Genomic DNA, 17,911 nt, shown 5'->3' on the forward strand with positions numbered 1-17,911 from the left:
GTTATGCGTCGGGCGAGGTTGTCGATGGACGCCAGGTGGGCACCGCAATGCGCTACGCCAAAGCAAGCCGGTAGCCAGTGGTCACCATGCCGAAGGAAGATCCGGTAAGCGTTGCAGGCGGCTGCGGCTCCATACAGGCCGGCCAGGGACCTCGCTCAGCACAATCCGTCGCCTGCCGGTCATCCGGTGTTCAGCGTTGGCATCCCGGGTGTCGTCATCCTCGGCGGGAGCAAAGCCCAGACCAGACCAAGATTAGAGACGGCGAAGACCGCAAAAGCTAGGTTGAAGGCGTGGAGCTTTTAGAGGAACGTGAGTGGGATGCCGGAGTGCATCGCACCGAGAGCCCAGCGCGGCGCGGCGAATGCACATGGGGAGCACCCTGCCCAAACCGAGCCACCCGGAGCGTCCTGGTGCGTGATGCCGGCGGAGAGAGTTGGTGGGCTGTGTGCGACCGGCACTTTGCTGACTCTCCGGTCTTTCGGTAGGCGGAACACAACGGCCTGTAGGCCGGGGAGCGGAAGGCGGGGCGGCATGAGCGACGTCGACATGAAACAGATTGCCGCGCTGTTGAGAGAGCGGAACGGTATCGATGAGAAGATCGCAGCGATTATTCAGCGTCCCATGACCGCGGGCCATCTGGGCGAATGGATCGTGGCGCAAGTCTTTGGAATCGAGTTGGAAACATCCGCCGTGACCGCCGCAGTCGACGGTCGGTTCACGTCTGGCCCATTGCGTGGTCAGACCGTCAACGTGAAGTGGTACCTCAAGCGCGAGGGCCTTCTGGATATTACGGTGCGGACGAAGCCGGACCACTACCTCGTCCTGACGGGGCCCGCGTCACCGGCGGCTTCGTCGCGAGGCGGCACCCGTCCTTGGTGTATCGAGTCGGTGTACTTGTTTGACGCTGGTCAATTGGTAGCGGAGCTCCGTGCGCGCGGCGTGAAGATCGGGACTGCCTCCAGTGTCCGAGCCGCGCAGTGGACAGCAGCTGAGATCTACCCGGAAGCAAATAACCCGCTACTTTTCGTAACCCCGGAGCAGGCGGAGTTGCTGCGACTTTTCGCACTTCGATGAGACCGCTGCATACGGAGTCAGTACTCCGATGCCGAGTACCCGCGGTACCGGCGAACGCCAGAGCGACCTCTCGTAGATTCGGGTTGACCTCCGATGCCCTCCGTGGCCACTTGCGGAAACCTGTCGATCAGGAGCCTGACCAGAAGTTACTGTTACGGCTGGCTCTCGTCGTTTCGCGCTGTTCTCGCTCATCCCACGGAACAGGGCAGGAGGTTGCTCATGGCGATCCCGAAGAAGGGTTGGCGGCTCATCACCGTTGACGGCGCCGGCGCTTGGCAACGGCTGGAATTCGCAGCAAGCAGGCAACGCCTTCGAGCTTGCACTCACTGATGATGACCTGACCGAGTTGATGAACGGCCAACCGCTTGCCTACGACGCCCCTTTCATGCGGAGCTAACTTCCTCGGTATCCAGCACGAGTCCGCTTATCAGGCGGACCAACCGCCCTGCTCATTCTGTTCAACACGAGGTCAGAGGGTGTGGACGGCTGCCGCCGGACACCGACGTTGTCGTCAGCGACATCGTCGACAGCATCACCCTGCACGGCGGCAGACCCGATGAACTCACCAGCAGGGTTTGCCGCAGCCGGTCGCCCGAACCCGTGCAGGGCCTATCGAAGGCAGCGGTCGTCACGCCTGTACCTGACGACCACTTGATCCGTAGGGAAGGGCAGACACCGCGTCGGCGAGCTGCTCACCTGCTGAAGCGGTGGATATGGGTCGATGCGATGAGATCGCGTGAGGCGGTGTCGCTGGACAGCACTCTGCCGATGCGCCTCAGCGCTGTTGCCTCCCAGCACACGCAGGAGAAGAGCCGCGCTGGTCCTCCGAGCTTCTCAGCCGGCAACGGACGGATACCGGGCTGTCGTAAGGTCGTCGGCGAGGTCCTCCACGGAAAGGTCAGCGTTCAGCGCGGTGACCACCGCCTGCGTCAGCGGACGGAGGGCATAGACGTGCCGCACCGCATCGAGATCCACGGGCACCTCGTAGTAGTCCTCCGCGAACCGCCGGAACCTCTCGGGGGACGGATCGACGAGCCGTGCGAACAGATACGCCGCCCCATCGGGATCGCTAACGCCGTCAGGGTAGTCAACCTCACCCACCCGCCACCGCTGATCGTCGGTCGCACGCCACAGGCAGGCGGTCACGACCGGCATGCCGTCCTCGTCGCAGAATGCGGGCTCCTGCACACAGTGGTGGAAGATTTCGGGGACGGAGTCGAGCACCCCTGGCCACGGTCCGTCGTTGCCGTAGGGGCTCATCACCGCCTCGTGAGCGAAGCCGCGGATGTACGTACCCGCGGTAGAGAAGACGATGGAGTATTCGTCTCCCGAGCCGTTGCGCATCGAGGCCATCTCCTCCCCAGGGCCCCAGCCCGTGTCGAAGGAGTGGTAGCGGCTGGACCATTCCGGGCTCAGGATGGCCTCCAGCACCGCCATGGACCGACACAGGTCACGGAGCTGCGGGATGTCGGGCAGCAGACGGGCCACATCGTGAGCAGTCATGAGCCTCATCCAATCGGATGCCAGCGACATCTCTTGCCTGTGTGGCTTGTGACGATTGGCCGTCCGGCACTCGGGACGACTCGGCCGCTGATTGAGAATTGCGAGCTCATCGCTGTGTAGGGATGCGTCGGCGAGGTCGTCCGCGGGACCGCAGGAACGACCGAGGAGATGATGACGGTCTGGGACACCCGGACGTCCCGCTGCGGACGACCCCTAGCTTGTCGGCATACGACCATTGCGCCGACGCTAATCGTCCTATCGCGCGGGCGCGCGCCGCTGCTCCGGCCGGCCCCATTGCGTCAGACGGAACCTCACCCTGTTATGACCAGCGCACTGAGCAATGGCCAGTCAGCACCTGCTGCGCGCGAACGAGGGTAGGGTGCCTACGGCTGGGGTTGCGGTCTTATGGCGTATGGCGCCCGATTCTGTCAGTAGGCGGGTACATTACTGCCCCGGTTTCGCTCCGCAGTCCATCACGACGTCGGGCGTTCTCCGCCGCCGAGGCTGGTGACTGCTCGGGGAAGGGAAGACCAGTGACCGCACGTCCTGAGCCTGTAGCCGTCGAGGCCGCCCGAGCCGAGATTGAGCGGGTCCTGTCAGTCGGTATCGACCTCGACCTTCTCGAGCAGGCGCTGACGCACCACTCCTACACGTACGAGAACGGCGGCCTACCCACCAACGAACGCCTGGAGTTCCTGGGCGACTCAGTGCTCGGCCTAATCGTCTCCGACATTCTCTACCGCAATTACCCCGGCCTGCCCGTAGGCCAGCTGGCCAAGCTGCGGGCTGCGCTGATCAACACGCGCGCGCTGGCCGACGTGGCCCGCGGCCTGGGCCTGGGCCGATTCCTGCGGCTCGGCAGGGACGAGGAGGGCGTCGGCGGGCGCGACAAGTCGTCGATCCTCGCCGACACGCTGGAGGCCCTGATCGGCGCGATCTACACCGAAAATGGACTCGACGAGGCCTTTCGAGTGGTGCGCCGGCTGTTGGAGGAGCGGATATCCGAGCTGTCCCATCCTGTTTGGAGATCTGCGGAGATATTGCGAATGCAGACTGCTATACGCGAAGCCCTTCACGATCATGTGAAGTATGGGGTGACCGCGACGCCCGAGCTACTCCCGGTCACCATCTACCTAGCGGACGAGACCGCCCGCGAAACGGTACAACAGGCAGTGGCCGAGCTCGTTGAGGCCTTCAGCCTCGAAGAGACAGGAAATATCGAGCCGGTACGTGGCTCCTGGATGAAGAGGCTGCTTCTCCGGAGCAGGACCGTTGCCACCTCAGAAACGGCCAAGGAGATCGGCATCGAGGTACGTAGAGCCGTGGAGCTGCACGGCATCCACCTGGCACAGGCAGAGGTCGATGAGAAGAAGGCTGCAGCAGCGAGCTCACTCATACAGGCGTTGGCCGATCAGCCCAAGGCCGCCATCATGATCGGATCCCTTCTGCTTCTGAAGGTCGGGGACGCTCTCACAGTCCGCGAACTGACACAACGCGAACTCGCTCATCTGGAACGCAATCCTGCTCTACTCCAAGAGCCAGCCGCATTATTGACGGCACTTCAACGCATTCCGCTTGAGTCTCTTCCGCCCATCGAGGGAACTCCTTGACCGCACTGCTACGCCTTCCGCAAACGCTGTCAGGCAGCTGCTACATCGCCGACCGGAGACGTACGGACACGTCCAACGCGACGCTGTAGTACTTCCGACCTTTCCCATGCTCCATGAGGGCGACCTACGCCAGGGTTCGCGGGCTGGTCGCGGACGGCAGCCGGAACAGCCGTCTTGCTGGTGTGCAGCCAATGAGAACAGGAGCCAGTCCAGAGGCCGAGGCATGCGTCGACTTCCTGTCCCAAGAGCAACCGTTCAGCTTGGGCTCGGTGCGGTACGGAGCCGTAGCTGTACTTCGCAGCTGTACAAGATCGAAAAGGCCACTTCCCGATCACGGGAAGTGGCCTTTGACCTGGAGTGGAGCTTAGGAGATTCGAACTCCTGACTTCCTGCTTGCAAATAGCTACGACGATCTCGGCTGACGTGCGGGACCGCAGGTTAAGGCGTTGATCGCCTTCCCCGTGACTCCCCGCTGCTGCCCTCGGTTTCCCGTCCGATCGGGCACGCAACGGGCACGGATCCGCGACAAGCCTCACACGCATATCCAGCAGTAGAGCAACTGATCTTCTTCCTTGGCGCGTCGTGCCAAACCAACGAATGCTTCGATGAGTGACAGCAGATACCCGTTGTCGGTGTTCCAGGTGCCGAACTCCTCGATTTCCGCCCATTGTCGCGCGAGTTCGGGCAGGCGTTCGTCATCCACATCCGCGAGAGTGTCGCGTACAGATGCCGACAGTTCCTCGATCCCCGGGCCGTCCAGGTAGGGAGAGTCCTCCGGCAGCACGTTCCACTCTTCCTCCGTCGTGGGCGCGCCTTCTGGCGGGGGGTAGATCTCCTCCATCTCGACAAGGTCGACTGACCAGGGGACACCTCGGATGAACCCGATGAGTTGGCCGAGAATCACCCCTGGGTCGATGAACTTCGCGTCCACCCCGTCAAAAGAGGGCTGGCCCGGTAGGACGCTGACTCCGGCGCGTCCGAGGTCTGGCCTCACTGTCGCTGCCTCGCGGTTCGCGGCTCGATAGTAGTCGTACAGGACGCCCATGTAGAGACTCCGGCCTCGCGTTCATCGGTGCTTGAGCGACGTCAGATCAAGGGATGTGCAAGGCGCTTAAACGCTTGGGGCAGTACCTCGGTTTCTTAGCCTCCACGCGCCATTAAAGGCCACTTCCATGGTAATCGGCCTTAATGGTCAGCCAGTCCGGCCGGGGGAAATCCGGTCGACAGGCAAGCCACAGTGCACTGTGATGGTCCAGCCGCCCGCCGCACGGCGCGGGCCGATCGTAGGAGTTGCTCTTGGCGACCGTTAGAACCGTGGACACCCGCCCCACGATCAATGCCGCACTGGTCAGGAGGCTGGTCGATACGCAGTTCCCCCAGTGGGCCGCGTTGCCTCTGGAGCTGCTTGATCCGGCCGGCTCGGACCATGTGATCTACCGGCTGGGCGAGCGGCTATCCGTCCGGCTGCCCCGCCACGCCGACGCCATCGGACAGGCCGAGAAGGAACTTGAGTGGCTGCCCCGGCTCGCCCCGCGACTGCCCCTGGCCATCCCGGTACCGGAAGAAGTGGGTGAGCCCGACTTCGGCTATCCGTGGCGGTGGGCGGTGTCCCGCTGGCTGGAGGGCGAGGTGGCGACCGTCGAGGCACTGGCCGACTCGTCCGCGGCCGCCGTCCAACTGGCGGAATTCCTGGCCGCCCTTCAGCAGTTCGGATTCGAGGACGTTCAGGCCATGGAGGCCCACGAGGACCTCACCGGCCAGCCGTTGGCCGACCGGGACCACGCGACGCGGGCCGCCATCGCAGAGGTCGGCGACGTATTCGACACCACTGCCATGACCGAACTGTGGAACGCGGCCCTGAACGCCCCAGGATGGAATCGACGGCCGGTCTGGTTCCACGGCGACTTCCACACCGGCAACCTGCTGACCGTCGACGGCCGTCTCAGCGCGGTCATCGACTTCGGCGGGCTCGGCATCGGCGATCCGGCCTGTGATCTGACCATCGCCTTCACCCTGATGTCGGCCGACAGCCGGGCCGTCTTCCGCGCCGCGCTCAATGTAGATGACGCCACCTGGGCTCGGGGTCGCGGCTGGGCCCTTGCCACCGGTCTGAACGCCTACACCACCTATGCCGCCGTCAACCCGAGGGTCGCCGCGCAGACCACCCGTCAGATCACCGAGGCCCTCATCGGCTAGAACAGACTTCGGTGGAAGGCGGAGCCACAGCTGCACTCTGCAGCTGTACAAGATCGAAAAGGCCACTTCCCGATCACGGGAAGCGGCCTTTGACCTGGGGTGGAGCCTAGGAGACTCGAACTCCTGACTTCCTGCTCGCAAACGGGAGCCGGTCAGCTCGTAGAGGGCTCGCAACGCTGGTCAGGCGGTAGATGAGGGCCGACAACGTCTGATCGGGTAAGGCGACGTTGCTGTATTCCGCTGCTGTACAGCACTCGCGTTGTCAAGCCTCGGGTCTGGCTTTCATGGCCGTCCTCGATCAGCGCCAGGGCGGCGATGAGTGCTGTGTCGACCGGATCGATCGGCGCGGCCCTGCCTGGCCCAATCGCGTCGAAGTCGGAATTACCAATCATGATTCCTGCGGGTTCTAGGAGTTCAGGGACCTGATAGGGGCGCAGTAGGTGCTGTTCTTCCAGTGGTGTCCATGTCTTGCAGGACTCACCATCGTGCTCCCAGCTCGCAATGGTGAGCAGGTGCGACATCTCGTGTCCACGGTCGCATAGGAGCGCTCCGACAGAATGGAATCCCTGTCCTGCAGGGTTGATTGCGGGTAACCAATACGGTCACGAAAAGCTCACCGGAGATCATCCGGGAGGGCCTTTAATCTGGACGCAGTAGGAGGAGTCGAGTCCTTATCTTCTGATCCGTAGCCAGGTCATGGTTGTACACAGGTCTCCGCGTCCATCTGCTCACCCAGCGTGCACCTCAGGCCGCAGGGGCCCCGAACCACGCTCGTCCAAGGTCATCCAGGCCCGTTGTTACAACCCCGCCAGCAAGATCACTTGGCTCCGCCACGGGACCCGATGGCAGGGTCCGACGAAGGAGGGCCTTGGCGGCGATCGCCCCGACCCGTACGCCGGATACCGAAGTCGGCGATCGTCACGGCCTCAACCCGCTCGTCGGCCCGACGAACAACACCCCCATTTGGAGAGCGGGGGTAAATCCGTCTGCTCGGGCGCCTTGAACCGGGCAAATAGCCTATGCGGTACGTGGGTCATTCAAGATCATCCCGCTTATGTCCCCGGCGCGGATCGCGAGAGCAATCACGTTATCCGGCGGCAGGCCGACCCGGAGCGTAGGGCCGTCAAGCCTGAGCGCGGGAAGTGGCGCGGCGGTCAATTGCCCAAGCATGGATCACCGGAACCACCGGGAGCCATGTCGTGATGTCCAACGCACCGCGCTTGGTCGTCTGGCCGAAAGTCGGACGGAAGCTCTCCGTCAGGGCTTTCTGTCGTATGGAAGGTCTTGGATGAGCGCTTGCGGTTGACGGGCAAGCGCAGCATCGCTGCTGCCGAATCCAGCCGGACGCCAGGTCGGCGCAATGACAGCGGCTCGTCGATCAGTCGGCCTGCTGCCGCTCAAGCCTGCGGGCCCGGGCCCGCCGCTCCGGGGTCGCCGGGTCCGCGGCCGCCCCTGCCAGGGGTGGGACCGCGGTGTGCCAGCCGGTGTGCAGCCGCTCCGCGACCTGCGCCAGCTTCTTGCTGCCCGGCGGGACGTCGATGTGGAAGTGTGAGATCTTCACCGGCGTGAGGTCGCCTCCCCAGCGCACCGTGCCCGCGCAGTCGAGCAGGATGTCTCGCACGATGACCTCCTGGTACGGCCGCAGCCCCTCCGTGCCCTTGAGCGGGTACGCCGTCGGGTACACGGCGACGGCGGTCCCGGACAGTTGGTTCGACTCGAAATCGGCGGCCACGGTGCGGTCGGTGGTGTGGGCGGTCAGGCCGCCGCCCTCCTCGGTGTCCACCGGGCCGATCTCGTAGTGCCATCGCCGTAGGACGTGCAGCAGCACCGTGGCGGCGGCGCCGTCACGCAGGGCCGCCGCGGCGAGCGACCCGTCGACGGCGTGGACGGAGATCTCGCCGTCGACGGGCCACCCGTTGGCCGAGACGTCACCCTTCCACTCCCAGCGGTCGGGGTCCCCTCTGGCCGCGGTGGCGGCGGCTAACGGAGGGGACACGTTGGTCGCGAGCATCAGCGCGCCAGCGCCGGTCGCGGCAGTGATGAAGCGACGTCGTGTGATCATCTGCAAGCCTTTCATGGCTAGTCGGCGGAGGAGACGCCGGGGTCGCCGCCATGGCGCCATACGTTGCGGTCCAGGCCCCATCCCGGTTGGAATTCGTACTCGTCGATCTGGTTGAACGACCAGTTGGCCGGCAGCGGGTAGCCGAGGTTCCCGGAGAATCCCCAGGACATCCCGGAGACGAACGACCACCGCGCGCCAGCCTCGTTGGACACGCGGATGCAGACGTTGCGGGAGCCGTAGACGCCGTGCGTGTAGCGGCCGCCGAGTGAGGCGAGGACGTCCCTGACCCCGAGGAAATACGGCACGATGTTGCTGGAGATTTCGGTGTCCAGCGCGTCGTAGTCGACTGCGAAATAGATGCAGGTGCCGGGCGGCAAACCGAATTCGCGCGCCTTGTCGTGAGCTTTCCGGCCCTGGTCGCAGCCCTTGTCGTAGGTGAAGTTGAACAACTGGGTTCCGTTGTACTGGAAGATCGGGAACATCTTCAGTCCGGCAGCGAAGATGTTCTGCGGCTCGCCCGGCTTGAGCGCTTTGCCGAGGTAGTAGGGGTCGCTCGGCGGGAGATGCTCGTCGAGGTAGCGGCCGACGATCTGGTAGCCCTTCTCCTTGAGCAGCCGGCCACGCTCCAGCGTGATCTCCGTGATGCAGTCGCAGCCGGTGGCCGGGCGCGTGGCGTCGCCGGCGGAGATGAGGAGCTGCGCCCACGTCTGGTAGTCGTTGGTGCCGGTCACGGGAATCTGCGAGAAGCGCTGGAACGATTTCAGCCAGTTCACGTGGCTGGACGTCTCCGCGTCGGTGCCGATGTCGTCGGGCGCGTAGTGGAGCTCTGGTCCGTCGCCGTAGGTGGGGGAGTTGAGGTAGCACGCGGATCGGAACAGGTAGCGGAAGTCGCCCGTGAGCGGGGTGGACCCCTTCGTCTTGAGGCCGTTCTGGGTGCCGGGGCCGAAGTAGCCGTTGATGTCGGCCGGTTTGATGCCCAGTTCGTACTGGATGGCCATCATCAGGCCCTTCTGCACCTCGCGCGAGTAGATCCCGTCACACGGCACGAGATTCATCGCCGGGATCGCCTCCTGCGCGACATACCGGTTGTTCAGGTGCCGCTGGATGGACTGGGTGGTGGCGGCTCCGCCGGAAACGAGGCGGAACTGGTCCATGGTGAGGAGCGCCCTGCTGATGCGTGCCCATAAGTCGCTGGTGATCGCGGCGCTGGACAGACCCATGTGGCCGATGAGCTCCTGGAGGGAATCGCGTGAAGACGGTTCCCAGGTGTAGGGCGGATACGTCGCCCAGTATCCCTTGCACCACAGAGCGAAGTTGTAGACCGTGATGATGTTCGAGTTGGTCTCCGTGTCCGGACGCAGCGGGTGGTCGCGCACTCCCGCGAGCGTGGCGGGCCCGAAATTCTGGACGGTCGGCGAGATGCCCAACTCGTGCTGGAGTGCCTGCGTCAGGGAGAGAACCGTCTCCCATCCGGTGCGCCCGGTCTCGCGGCACCTGATGTAACCCGGCGCCACGCCGTCATAGCGGCGGTTCACCCACTTCTGCGCCTCCCACACGTTCGGATCGACGAGCAGGCTCCCGCTCCATGGCACGGAGGGGTCTATGGAGGATCCGGTTATCGCGTACGGGGAGAGCTGCCCCGGACATTCGGTGTCGATGTTGTGGCGGTGCGGCAGGATGTGCCGGCCTGCCCGCCGGTCGATGGGCACCTCCTCGCGCAGGTAGGCGATGAGCGCCCGGAAGGATTGGAGCATGGCCTCGGTCGGGTGATTCATTGATCGCAGCAGCCCGCAGATCGAGTAGAACCCCGTGTTGTTGCCAAGCAGGCGATCCGGATCGTCGGGGTCAAGCGGATCGTCGGGATGCACGGGATCGTCTCGATCGCCGAGGGCATAGAGATCGACGTATGCGTTGCTATTGGCCGAACCCCGCTCGAGCGCCCTGCCCGCGTAGATGTTGCCGTGCGGGCAGATCAAGAAGTTGTAGTAAATATCGGGGTAGCCTTCAGCTCGGTTGCTGGTGAAGACGTCCGCGACGTCTGTCGCGCAGTCCTCTTCCGAATCGGGGTCTAACGACCAGGGGCCTCGATGGTGAATGAATACGCCGCCCCTCCACGGCTTCCACTCCTCCGGGGGACGGGCAGGCACCGGCGGCGCGAACGCCAGATCCCTGTCCGAATTGGTTACGTGAACGGCCCACGCGGAGCGGGGCAGGATGGTGACAGACATACAATGGATTCCTCGTTGAGGTGTGCTCGAGCTCTGGTCACTTTGCTGCTTCTCACCTGGGCCGCGACGTCGGTGAGTGCACGTGCGGCGAAGCGCGCCTTCCTCGGCATGTCCCCGTCCACGGACGGCTGGACTCGGCTCCGACACGGACACCGAGTTCAGGGGCTGCCCAGCCAGGGAGGGGGCTTCCGCTGCCGGCCGGGCAGCCGCACACTGCCTGTCCCCGGCCCCGTACCAGTCGGCGCATCAGGACTTGGTTACGCTGCTTGCGGGGCAGACGTCTCGGCTATTCCGGCCGGCGAGGTCGAGAAGAGCCCGGGGACAGGAGACTGATCGCTAGTACCAACCGGTGCACTGGGACTGTGGATAGTACGGAGACTTTCCGCATGCGCGGAACACGAGATTCGGATCCGCGCTGGTGTAGTGGGCAGGCGTGTAGTTGGGCTTTTCGGTGACGTAGGTGAACGGCCCGCACTGAATCCAGCCGTTGCCTCTGGTGCTGGAGACGTCAAACCAGAACTTGTAACCAACCTCGTAGCTGCCAGTGAGTCTTGCCCACCCCGCTCGCCTGTTGTTCTTCAGGGTCCCGAAGGAGAGTGCCACATAGCCTGCATGTCCGCTATTTTGAGCGTCGAGCCGGACCTCGGCTCCGATGGATTTGTTGGTCGCGCCGGCAGGCGAAGGCCAACTGGAGCAGTTGGCGGGAGAGGCCGAGGCCTGGCCCGTCGTAGCCATGGTGCCCGTGAGCACTAGACTCAGGACCACGAGCGCCTTGCCGACTCTGCCCCCGGTGCGTCGTATGGACATGATGTGAACCTCTTTCTTCGGTCCCCGTCGAATACGCCCGCCGGAAGCTCGTGATTGGTGTCGAGCTCTTCCGCGCAGGCGGCTGGTACAGCGACAGTTCACAGGTCCGGGGTACGTCGCGTCTGCATGATTCGATGAGGAGGAAAACATCGAGGTCGCGGCCGTGTACGTGGTTAGTTCGGCGGCTGAGTGCGAATGAGCTCGGTGCCGAGCGTGGTCGCCCGGTGCAGCATCAGGTTGGCCTGGCGGGTGCTGGTGATCAGCCCCGCCTGTCGCAGGACGTTCGCGTGCTTGCTGGCGTTGGCGGTGGATACCCCGGTAAGCCGGGCGAGTTCCGTCGTGGTGCAGCCCGGAGTGGCCACGATGCGGCGGAGCGTCTCGGCGCGGGTCTTGCCGAGCAACTCCACCAGGGGATCGTGGGCTGTTATCGGCGGTGGGCTCCAACGTCGGGCGGGATAGACCAGGACGGGAGGAAGCCCGTGGTCCACCAGCGCTACGGGAAGGGTCCGGCAGAAATAGGAGGGGATGAGTGTCAGGCCCCGTCCGCGAAGGTGTATCTCCCGGGAGTAGTGTGCGGCCCGCGCGGGATAGTCGGCTTCCAAGACGGGCGGTCGCCAGCGGATCATCGGAGGCAGGTGGTCGAGCATCTGCTCCACGCCGTCGTCGGCGAGATGCCTGGCCAGGGCGGAGCGTTCCTGGCCGATAGCGTGCTCCATCTGCTGCATGTGGGGGGCGAACGCTACCTGGCAGTAGCTGGCCGCCACGCGGCCGAGGTCGCGGATGGCGCGCGGATCGCCGCGGGCGAGGTCTTCCAGCCCTGGAGGCAGGCCATAGTAGGTCTGCAGGAGGTTCAGTTCGTGGCGGATCTGCCGCCGCGGCGTCTCGACCAGGGCCTCGACGCCCGGCTCGAGTCCCATCTGGGCTTCCGCCGGGGTGAGGAAGTCAGGGAAGTACGGTCCTGCCGGGGCGAGGGGGATCAGCACGTCGCGCACCTCTGTGAGCAGGCCGGTCGAGACGAGGTTGGCGCGGACCTGCCGGCGCCAGCTGCCCATTGCCGTGCCGCCGCCTCGGGCCTGGAGGAGGTGCAGGCTCAGCACCATCTCCCACATCGGGTCGGGACGAGATGCGATCCGGACGCGGACGAGATCCTCGGGAGTGAAGACGATCTTCAAGGTCCCCATGGGCATGGCGACAGAATCACCTAGGCAGATAGCAGATCGATCAATACGACATTGTGGCGGGCATTCCTTCTGGGTCGCGATACGTGGGACGAAGTGGCGGTCGATGCTGCGCTGGATGCGGTCTTATGCTGTCGGTGGCCATGCAAAGTGCGAATTCATTGGGACTGCCACGCGCCAATTCCTGGCCAGACGATCGGTTCCGGAGGTGGTGATGCGTTCTCGGATGTTGAGACGCGCGTGGGCTGGACCCGGCGCGGGGCCGCGGGTCAGTCTTCTCCGACCTATCTGACAGCGTCACCGCTGGTCACTGGCTTCCGTTCGTACGATGGGCAGATCTCTACATGCCGTCAGGAACTTCTCGAGATACCAGCCCAGATCGACGAACTCCGGCATGTGCGCGATGGTGCGGTAATCCAGCAGAGGGATCAGGGAGACCGACGTCCTTTCCTCGTGGAATAGCACGTTCGCGAAGGTCACCCCATCGGGCAGCCTGGTGGTTATGCCTACCGCCTCCCCGGTCTCATAGGAGGTGCGCATGTCGCGCTTCGCCTCCGCCAGGCCATCCGCGCCGAGATCGACGCCCTGTTCGCCCCGATCGTGATCTGGTAGAGGTCATAGAGGACGTCGCTCGTCTCGGTGCCCGCCTGATCATCCAGACCGCCGTCGAAGCAGAGGTGGACGCCTTCCTCAGTCGTGCTCGCCACCACCATCTCCACTCACAGCGGCGACGGAGAAGAGACGACGGTGCGGCCTGGTCACCGCAACGGGCACTGCCCGACAAGCGTCAAGACCACCAGCGCCCGGCCCAAGCTGCGCGGCACCACCGAGACGTTCGTCTCCCGCCTGTTCGGCACCGGCGTCACTCGCACCCACGCGCTGGAGACGCTGGTCATCGCCTCGTTCGTGCGCGGCCTGTCGGTGCGCGATGTCGAAGGCGCCCTCGCCGACGTGCTCGGGCCCGAGGCCGCCCCTGAGCAAGTCGACGGTCTCGACCATCTGCCAGGCCATCGTCACCGAGTACGACGTCTGGTGCCGGCGCGACCTGACGAACATCGAGCTGGACTACCTGTTCCTGGACGCCTCGCATTTCAAAATGCGTGATGGCAGCCGGGCCGAGCCGGTCCTGGCCGCCTGGGGCATCACCACCGCCGGCAAACCCGTCTTCGTCGGCCTGGCCGCCGCCGCGGCCGAGTCCACCGACACCTGGCACGATTTTCCGTCCGACCTGGTCGGGCGCGGCCTGCGCCCACCGCTGCCGATCGTTTCCGACGGCGCGCCCGGCCTCATCGCAGTAGCCGCGCAGGTCTTCGCGCTCTCGATGCGCCAAAGATGTGCGGCTTCACCATGACCAGCAAGGGCCTGCGTATTTTTCAGGATCTCCGCCGGGCCCTGCTGCATCCGCCCCACCCAGCTCCGCCCGACGACCCGGCCTTGGCACCCGTCACCGAGGCCGCCTAAGATCCACTCACGGCACCTACCTCGTCGAGCCTTTTACACCGCTCCGAGGCCGCGATCGGCGACGATCTCCGTCGGCGTCTCACCTGATGAGGAGACCTGAAAGCGCTGGGCTGCTGTTGGTGCTCCCACCAAGAAACGGCATCGTGTCTCCGGCGGGCTTCGTTTGCAAAGCCGGGCCGACGGAGCTGTCGATTTTCGACAGTACGACCTTCCAATATTAATTGGACCAGGTGTAACCGTTGGTGGTGACCTGGCCTCCGCCAGGCGTTTCGTCCACGGCGTGGGCGGGGCTGGCAAATGCGATGCCGGCGGCAATAATCGCCGCAGTGATGAGCACTTTTCGTGCTCTGACTTTTGAAGCCATGGGGCACCTCCGAACGCGAAATCCCAGGCGATCCTGGTTTCGCCAAGGCTCGTCGGAAGTGATCGTACACAAGCTGTCGGATGCTGACAAGAGCCTCAACTTACGGCATGTCCAATTATGTGTCGACATTACCCATATTAACAGTTGGGCGATTACCTGGAACGTTGAGAAATTTCGTCATGGCAGTACGCCAGGGCAGTCGCAACACGGTTGCGGGTGCACGAGCAGTCAGATTCAGGTCTCTCCGCAGCACGTCCCAGCCGTTCCGATGTCACACCGGGCGTAAGGTCGCCCTCATGGAGGCCGTCGTGATCTGGGGTTAAGCCCTGGAAGCGCGAGAATCACACCGCGGCCGCAGAAGGACATAGGGCTTCTGCGGCTGGCATGGCATGATCTCAGGCTGGGTCCATGCCCAGACGGCGAACGGTTGACTCCGTAGCTGTGTACATCTGGGAAGTAGCCTTGGCCTGCGATCGGCGAGATTGCCGCCGTCCGCGGGCTCTCAACGGCGGACACGGTAGCGGATGTGGGTCGACTCCTGCGTGTCGACGACCCGCACGATGTCCAGCTCGACGCGGGACGGGGCGGCCACCTCCACCGACGCCGTGCGCTTGGCCGTGAGCACAAGCCCGACATCGCCGCCTCGGCCCTGACCGAGGACGATTGCCCGCTCAGCGACCGGGCGCTGGAAGTGCTGCGGGCGTCTCGGACCGGGGCCTCGGTCGGGGAGATAGCCGCCCAGGTCCACCTGGCGCCAGGCACGGTACGCAACTACCTGCCGGCGGCCATGGCCAAACTCGGCGTCAGTTCCCGCCACGCCGCCGCCCACCGCGCCTGGGAAGAAGGCTGGATCTGAGGATCATTCGGTGGACTCGTCAGGGATGTAGGCAAGCCTGCCGGGGGTTGCTGACGGTGGAGGTGTCGCGGACTTGAACACCTGGTTGCGTCCACGGGTAGTGGCCTTTATCTGGGGTGGAGCCTAGGAGATTCGAACTCCTGACTTCCTGCTTGCAAACGGGAGCCGATCAAGCGGTACGAGCTTTCCCGCCCTGCTGGAGCGTGTGCGACCGGCTGTCTTCGTCGGTCACAGTCCGGTCGTATTGCTGTACTCCTCTGCTGTACGGCCCCGAGCCCTACCGCCAATTACGCCACCACGTCAGCCTCCGACCCACAGACCAGTCGGTGTTCGAAATGGGTGAGGGCGTGGGCTGCGGCGACGAGGTCGACGAATCTGCTGGAGCTGAGGCTGGTGTGTTTGATTGTTGTCCAGCATTCGGCGAGGAGGGCGAAGCCGCGTTTTCCGAGGTATTGGAGTGGAACGGATTCGAGTAGTGCATCGCGGCTACCCGAGTTCGTCCGGACGCCGATCGGACGGGGTGATGTCCGGGTGGTCGGATGGGCGGCCGTCGTTCAGCCGGTCGCGGCGGCCGGAACACCGTCGTCGAGGAACCAGCCGTACGGGCTCGGGGGCGTCCCCGCCGCCGTACGCGGAGCGTAGTGGTGGGTGTGCAGTGAGGCCACCAGCTCGCCCCGGCTGTGTGTTCCGGTCTTGGCGAAGACCGCCTTCAGATGGTCCTGTACCGTGAACGGCGAGATGCCGAGGACCGCCGCCATCTGGCGGGTGCTGCGCCCCTGCGCGGCCAGCGCCGTCACCTCGCGCTCGCGCGAGGTCAGATCGTAGGCTCTGGCGATGATCTGGCCGAGCACCATGGGACGTGCCCCTTCGATGATGAGGGCCACCTGGTCCACGGAACCCTCGATCGGCGAACCGTGCAGGACCACCCATCGTCCGCCGCGGGTCGGCAGGGCCGCTGTGGCCGGGCCGTTCCCGGCCTGGGCGGCGGCTACGACGGACCGGACGGCACTCGGTATCCGACCGCGATCGTCGATGGCCTCCAGCCACGTGCGCGCCTGGGTGCTGAGCGTCTCGACCTCGCCGCCGGAGCGTACGAGCAGCATTCCGGGAGGCTGTTCGATCCCCTCGGTGACTTCCAGGGCCGCACGGAGCAGGGTCAGCCGGAACAGATCCGCGATGGGAGAGACCGCTCCGGTCAGCGCCGCGAGTTCGGCCGGCGCGAACGGCGGGGACGGCGTGCACCGGTAGAGCGTCAGCGATCCCCAGCAGCCGTTGCGGGATCGGAGCATCACGCGGGCCTCGTCGCGGACCCCGAGCTCGCGCAGGAGGGGTTCGTAACGTGCCGCCTCGGTGATCCGGCCACCGGTGGCCTGGTGCAGGCCCGCGACAGGTACGGCGGCGTTCGCCAGCCGGGCATAACCGTTGAGGTCGGCGTCGCGGAACTCGAGATCGAAGATGATCCGCTCGCGCTCGGCGCCGCCTTCGAGCCCGATCCCGGTGACGAAGCAACTGGTCCACAGCAGGGTCGCCGGATCGACAGTGGAGATCGCCGCGATGTCGTACCCGATGGCCCGGCGCAGCAGCCGGTCGAGTTCCGTGCGCACCTCGGTGAGGTCGCCGCCCCGTACCGCGAGCCGGCGCAGTCCTTCGTGCAGGTCCATGTTCGAAGGATCGCCGGTACGTGGTCCGTCTCGCCACCCCCGTGTTTACGGGATACCGCTCACCGGCGGCCTCTTCCTAGGTTTTCGGCATCCGATCGAGACGAACCGTGAGGGAGCCGCACATGGAACGGGACGACCTGTTCACCCACATTCACAAGGCACTGCGCCGGGGCCTGTTCGAGGTCACGATGCAGGCGGGCGCCACCGACTGGACCGATGCCGCCGACGTCGAGCAGTTGGCGGCGCGGTGGCGGCCCCTGCTGGCGCTGCTGCAGTCGCACACCGAGCACGAGGAACGGCACATCCTGCGCATCCTCGACCCGTACGAGCACCAGGCCACCGAGGCGATCGCCGAGCAGCACGTGGACCAGGAGGAGTTGCTGCAGCATCTGGCCGAGGGCTTCGACGCGCTCGTCGTCCGGCCCGATCCAGCGGCCGGGCTCGGCTTCTACCGCGATCTGGCCAGATTCGTGGCGGCCTACCTCCCGCATCTACACGAGGAGGAGACCGTGGTGATGCCGCGCATCTGGGCACGCTGCACCGACGAGGAGATCGCCGCAGCGCGCGCGGCGTTCATGGCCGAGATGACACCGCAGATCCAGGCGATCAGTCTGGAACTGATGCTGCCGTCGCTCGACCGGCCGACCCGCGCCGGGCTCGTCAGGCGGATGGCCGACACAGCACCGCCCGAAGTGGTGGAGGGCGTCCTCGCCATCGGCGACCGTGTGCTCGGCGCCGACGACGCAGCCGCGCTCCATGCCCTCGTCTCGGCGGCACCGGCCGGCTGAGCGCCGAGGCAGAACCCATCGACATCGTCGGCCAGTACCACCATCCGCCCGAGAAGGCCGTGGTGCTCCGCACCGACGAGATATCTCAGATCCAAGCACCCGACAGGTCGCCGCCGGTGCGGC

At 65.1% G+C, this 17,911-nt stretch carries 15 protein-coding genes and 1 pseudogene; 7 read left to right on the forward strand and 9 right to left on the reverse strand.

What is annotated here, in order from left to right; translation table 11 throughout:
* Positions 1–531: 531 nt before the first annotated feature.
* Complete coding sequence (locus ACIBQ1_RS50205) at positions 532–1,074, forward strand: hypothetical protein (protein ID WP_397289066.1); 543 nt, start codon at positions 532–534, stop codon at positions 1,072–1,074.
* A gap of 834 nt (positions 1,075–1,908) precedes the next feature.
* Here the strand turns inward: ACIBQ1_RS50205 and ACIBQ1_RS50210 are convergent.
* Entirely contained in the window at positions 1,909–2,562 is a 654-nt protein-coding gene (locus ACIBQ1_RS50210; RefSeq protein WP_397289067.1) for a hypothetical protein, read from the reverse strand.
* Between the two features lie 548 nt (positions 2,563–3,110).
* Between ACIBQ1_RS50210 and ACIBQ1_RS50215 the strand changes: the two are divergent.
* Positions 3,111–3,590, forward strand: a pseudogene (locus ACIBQ1_RS50215) (ribonuclease III family protein); the annotation flags it as partial.
* Positions 3,591–4,719: 1,129 nt separating this feature from the next.
* Here ACIBQ1_RS50215 and ACIBQ1_RS50220 read toward each other — a convergent pair.
* Positions 4,720–5,232: a hypothetical protein gene (locus ACIBQ1_RS50220; RefSeq protein WP_397289069.1), complete on the reverse strand. Its 513-nt coding sequence runs from the start codon at positions 5,230–5,232 to the stop codon at positions 4,720–4,722.
* A 251-nt stretch (positions 5,233–5,483) separates the two neighbouring features.
* Between ACIBQ1_RS50220 and ACIBQ1_RS50225 the strand changes: the two genes are divergently transcribed.
* A complete protein-coding gene (locus ACIBQ1_RS50225; protein ID WP_397289071.1) occupies positions 5,484–6,383 on the forward strand; it encodes an aminoglycoside phosphotransferase family protein in 900 nt (299 codons plus the stop codon).
* A gap of 152 nt (positions 6,384–6,535) precedes the next feature.
* Here ACIBQ1_RS50225 and ACIBQ1_RS50230 read toward each other — a convergent pair whose 3' ends face one another.
* The 6 genes from ACIBQ1_RS50230 to ACIBQ1_RS50255 all read right to left on the reverse strand — a co-directional run bounded on the left by ACIBQ1_RS50230 (position 6,536) and on the right by ACIBQ1_RS50255 (position 13,198).
* Positions 6,536–6,904, reverse strand: a complete 369-nt coding sequence (locus tag ACIBQ1_RS50230) for a hypothetical protein (RefSeq protein WP_397289073.1) — start codon at positions 6,902–6,904, stop codon at positions 6,536–6,538.
* An 857-nt stretch (positions 6,905–7,761) separates the two neighbouring features.
* Positions 7,762–8,445 (reverse strand): hypothetical protein, encoded by a 684-nt coding sequence (locus tag ACIBQ1_RS50235; protein WP_397289075.1) that lies wholly within the window; start codon positions 8,443–8,445, stop codon positions 7,762–7,764.
* 17 nt (positions 8,446–8,462) lie between these two features.
* Positions 8,463–10,826 carry a glycoside hydrolase domain-containing protein gene (locus ACIBQ1_RS50240; RefSeq protein WP_397289077.1) on the reverse strand — a complete coding sequence of 788 codons (2,364 nt, stop codon included), beginning with the start codon at positions 10,824–10,826 and terminating at the stop codon, positions 8,463–8,465.
* A gap of 183 nt (positions 10,827–11,009) precedes the next feature.
* A complete protein-coding gene (locus tag ACIBQ1_RS50245; RefSeq protein WP_397289079.1) occupies positions 11,010–11,480 on the reverse strand; it encodes a hypothetical protein in 471 nt (156 codons plus the stop codon).
* 173 nt (positions 11,481–11,653) lie between these two features.
* Positions 11,654–12,661 carry an ArsR/SmtB family transcription factor gene (locus ACIBQ1_RS50250; protein WP_397289117.1) on the reverse strand — a complete coding sequence of 336 codons (1,008 nt, stop codon included), beginning with the start codon at positions 12,659–12,661 and terminating at the stop codon, positions 11,654–11,656.
* A 294-nt stretch (positions 12,662–12,955) separates the two neighbouring features.
* On the reverse strand, positions 12,956–13,198 hold the full coding sequence (locus ACIBQ1_RS50255; RefSeq protein WP_397289081.1) for a hypothetical protein: 243 nt from the start codon (positions 13,196–13,198) through the stop codon (positions 12,956–12,958).
* A 156-nt stretch (positions 13,199–13,354) separates the two neighbouring features.
* Between ACIBQ1_RS50255 and ACIBQ1_RS50260 the strand changes: the two genes are divergently transcribed.
* The 3 genes from ACIBQ1_RS50260 (at position 13,355) to ACIBQ1_RS50270 (ending at position 15,339) form a co-directional block, all read left to right on the forward strand.
* The gene (locus ACIBQ1_RS50260) at positions 13,355–13,762 is read left to right on the forward strand and encodes a transposase (RefSeq protein ID WP_397289123.1); all 408 of its coding nucleotides are present in this window, start codon (positions 13,355–13,357) and stop codon (positions 13,760–13,762) included.
* Positions 13,668–14,009, forward strand: a complete 342-nt coding sequence (locus ACIBQ1_RS50265) for a transposase (RefSeq protein WP_397289119.1) — start codon at positions 13,668–13,670, stop codon at positions 14,007–14,009. Before ACIBQ1_RS50260 ends, ACIBQ1_RS50265 begins: the two co-directional genes overlap by 95 nt.
* 1,000 nt (positions 14,010–15,009) lie before the next feature.
* Complete coding sequence (locus ACIBQ1_RS50270; RefSeq protein WP_397289083.1) at positions 15,010–15,339, forward strand: response regulator transcription factor; 330 nt, start codon at positions 15,010–15,012, stop codon at positions 15,337–15,339.
* 554 nt (positions 15,340–15,893) lie between these two features.
* On the opposite strand, the gene ACIBQ1_RS50275 is transcribed toward ACIBQ1_RS50270, so the two are convergent.
* Positions 15,894–17,000, reverse strand: coding sequence for a LuxR C-terminal-related transcriptional regulator (locus ACIBQ1_RS50275; RefSeq protein ID WP_397289085.1), 1,107 nt, complete (start codon positions 16,998–17,000; stop codon positions 15,894–15,896).
* Between the two features lie 122 nt (positions 17,001–17,122).
* On the opposite strand from ACIBQ1_RS50275, the gene ACIBQ1_RS50280 reads away from it, so the two are divergent.
* Entirely contained in the window at positions 17,123–17,788 is a 666-nt protein-coding gene (locus tag ACIBQ1_RS50280) for a hemerythrin domain-containing protein (RefSeq protein WP_397289087.1), read from the forward strand.
* Positions 17,789–17,911: the final 123 nt, after the last annotated feature.

Source organism: Nonomuraea sp. NPDC050153, assembly GCF_044460125.1.
Classification (GTDB): Bacteria; Actinomycetota; Actinomycetes; order Streptosporangiales; family Streptosporangiaceae; genus Nonomuraea.